Source organism: Massilia sp. P2_C2, from assembly GCF_056404615.1.
In genome coordinates, this window is the sequence record NZ_JBFUDR010000489.1 from 1 (window position 1) to 3,101 (window position 3,101).

The 3,101-nt window shown below is 68.5% G+C and carries 4 protein-coding genes; all 4 read right to left on the minus strand.

The features are described 5' to 3' along the window. Positions 1 to 27: 27 nt before the first annotated feature. A complete protein-coding gene (locus tag AC1DYX_RS29855; RefSeq protein WP_477265650.1) occupies positions 28 to 1,179 on the minus strand; it encodes a PA0069 family radical SAM protein in 1,152 nt (383 codons plus the stop codon). A gap of 96 nt (positions 1,180 to 1,275) precedes the next feature. Beyond that, on the minus strand, positions 1,276 to 1,899 hold the full coding sequence (locus tag AC1DYX_RS29860) for a tRNA-uridine aminocarboxypropyltransferase (protein WP_477265644.1): 624 nt from the start codon (positions 1,897 to 1,899) through the stop codon (positions 1,276 to 1,278). A 35-nt stretch (positions 1,900 to 1,934) separates the two neighbouring features. After that, entirely contained in the window at positions 1,935 to 2,549 is a 615-nt protein-coding gene (locus AC1DYX_RS29865) for an NADPH-dependent FMN reductase (RefSeq protein ID WP_477265646.1), read from the minus strand. 32 nt (positions 2,550 to 2,581) lie between these two features. Further along, positions 2,582 to 3,101 (minus strand): TolC family protein (locus tag AC1DYX_RS29870; protein WP_477265648.1); only part of this gene is annotated, 520 nt, incomplete at its 5' end.

Genomic DNA, 3,101 nt, shown 5'->3' on the forward strand with positions numbered 1-3,101 from the left:
GTCCGGCGGTCCGGCGACCCGGCGGCCTCAGAACAAATCCATCTGCGCCGCCGCCGCACTGGCCGGCTTGACGATGGTCTTCGGCACCACGAGCGGCCGCCGGAATTGCGAAGGATCGCAGGTATTGAAGCGGCTCATGCGCCCCTCCAGCCCGAGGCGCTTGACGGCCTTGGTGAAGCGCTGGCGGATCAGGTCGGCCCACACGCCTTCGCCCGTCATGCGCTTGCTGAAGTCGCTGTCGTAGTCCTTGCCGCCGCGCATGTCGCGGATGCGGTTCATCACGCGCTGGGCACGGTCCGGGAAATGGGCGTGCAGCCATTGCTGGAACAGCGGGTTCACCTCCCACGGCATGCGCAGCACCGTGTAGTGGGCGCCGACGGCGCCGGCGTCCTTCGCGGCTTCCAGGATGCGCTCGATTTCCGGTTCCGTGACGAACGGGATGATCGGCGCCACGCTCACGCTGACGGGGATACCGGCCTCGGTCAGGGTGCGGATCGCGCGCAGGCGGCGCGCAGGCGCGGCCGCGCGTGGCTCGAGCGTGCGCGAGATCTCGCCGTCCAGCGTGGTCAGCGTGATGGCGGCGCAGGCCAGGCCCTTCTCGGCCATCGGCGCAATCAGGTCGATGTCGCGCTCGATCAGCGCCGATTTCGTGATCAGGCCATACGGGTGATTGCACTCGCCCAGCACTTCCAGCACGTCGCGCGTGAGGCGGCGTTCCCGTTCGCAGGGTTGATAGGCGTCCGTGTTGACGCCGATGGCGATGTTTTCCGGCACGTAACCCGGGCGCGCCAGTTCACGGCGCAGCAAATCGGCCGCGTTCACCTTGGCGAAGATGCGGCTTTCGAAGTCGAGGCCGGGCGACAGGCCCAGGTAGGCGTGCGTGGGGCGCGCAAAGCAATAGATGCAACCATGCTCGCAGCCGCGGTACGGGTTCAGCGAGACGCTGAACGGGATGTCCGGCGACGTGTTGCGGCTGAGGATGGACTTGGCGATCTCGTCCGTGACGATCGTCTTCAGGGGCGCCGGTGCCTCGTCCTTCGGTCCCGGCACGGTCCAGCCGTCGTCGAAACGTTCGCGGCCGTTCACTTCGTAGCGGCCCTGGAGGTTGGAGACGGCGCCGCGCCCCTTGATGGGCCCATTGAGAGGGACGACCTCGGCGGACTTTTGCGGGAACGGCAACACCACCTGGCTGACCGCCCGACTTGCGTTTGCTTTGACCCGATTCACACGGCGCTCCTTAAGTACTGTATGTTTATACAGTATAGTACGCCGATGTCAGGATGGGTTCAAGCGGTGAAAAAGAGCGGCTTGTTGTTGCACAAAACCGTCAAACGCCTGCAGCAGAGGGCGGTATTGCCCGGTGTCACCCTCCAGCTGGGCCAGCGCGACGGCAGCCGCTTCCAGCGTGGACAACTGGTGCGGCGCGTGCGCCTTGCGAATCCGATAAGCCGATGCGGGCACGTCGTGCAGCGCCAGGCGCGGCAGCATCCGCAGTCCCGGATTCAGATACAACATCTTGCGGCTCTTGCGCCACGTGGCGTCCAGCACGACGAGCCGCAACCGCGCCGGTTGCGCCAGCAGAGCGGCATCGAGGACGGGCGCGGGCGCTTCGCCCGGCGTCTCCGGGTACAGCAGCAGCGGCACGCGCCCATCCGCATGCAGCAGCGCGTGCAGCGCGGCGCCGTCGAACGCCTCGCCGACCTCGAGCCGGCTGCCCGCCACGCACAGGTGCAGCAGGCGCGCGCTGTTCTTGGCGTTGCGCACCTCGAGCGGATGTTGCAGGATCAACAGGTCGGCGCGGCTGGACAGCGGCCGCACCCAGCGGCAGATGCAGGCGCTCTGCGCGCGCAGGCAGATGGCGCAGGTCGCGCGCCGCGGTGGAGAAGATAAAACGGTCATGGGCGGCGATTGTAACGCCGCCCGTCACGAGACGATCACTGGCTGCCCATGCGCTTGCCCGCCTGCGGCGCATCCGGCGCCGTCACCGGCGCGTCCGGCCGCAGCGTCTTCAGCGCGCGGCTCCACGCGACCACCTGGTCGAGCATCGCGTCGACGGAGCGCTCGTGGTGCTCGGCGGGATTGAACGTCGTGTAATTCTCGAAGTCGGTGCGTAGCGACAGCATCACCTGCGCGCGCACGTCGGCGACCATCAGCTCGCCCATCACGAGCCGCAGGTTCTCGATGGCGCGCGCGCCGCCCGCACTGCCGTAGCCGACGAAGCCGGCGGCCTTGTTGTTCCATTCCTTGTACAGGAAATCGATGGCGTTCTTCAGCGCGCCGGACGTGCCGTGGTTGTACTCGGGCGTGACGAACACGAAGCCGTCGAAGCCGGCGATGGCCGCGGCCCACGCCTGCGTGTGCGGCTGCGCGTACTGGCCCTGCGATGGCGGCACCGGTTCGTCCAGCAGCGGCAGGTTGAAGTCCTGGATGTCGACCAGCTCGAACACGGCGTCGGCGCGCATGCCGGCGATGTCCAGCACCCAGCGCGCCACGTCCGGCGCCCTGCGGCCCGGCCGGGTGCTCCCGACGATGATTCCGATCTTGATCATGTGCCCCTCCTTTGCGTTGTCGTGTCGATCGATTACCCGCCCGGCGTCCAGCCGCCGCCCAGCGCGCGGTACAGGTCGACGTGCGCCTGCAGCCAGCTCGCGCGCAGCTGCAGCACGGTGGTCTCGGCACTGAAGGCGTTGCGCTGGGCGTCCAGCTCTTCCAGGTAAGACGAATAGCCGTTGCGGTAACGGTTGTGGGCGATGCGCAGGACTTCCCGCGTTGCCACGCGCCGTGCCTCGGCCTCGTCGAGCTGTTCGCGCAGGCGCTGCACGGCCGTCAACGCGTTCTCCGTGTCGGCGAAGGCGTTGCGCACGGCGGCTTCGTACGCGAACACGGCGCGGTCGCGCAGCGAGGCGCCGACCTCGGCCTGGGCGCGCAGCCGGCCGGCGTCGAACAGCGGCGCGAGGATGCTGCCGCCCACGCTCCACAGCTCCGTCGGCGACGACAGCAGCGTGGGCAAGTCGTGCGCATAGGCGCCCAGCGACGCCGTCAGGCGCAGCGACGGCAGCATCTGGTCGCGCGCGGCCGCGAGGCTGGCATCGGCCGCGGCC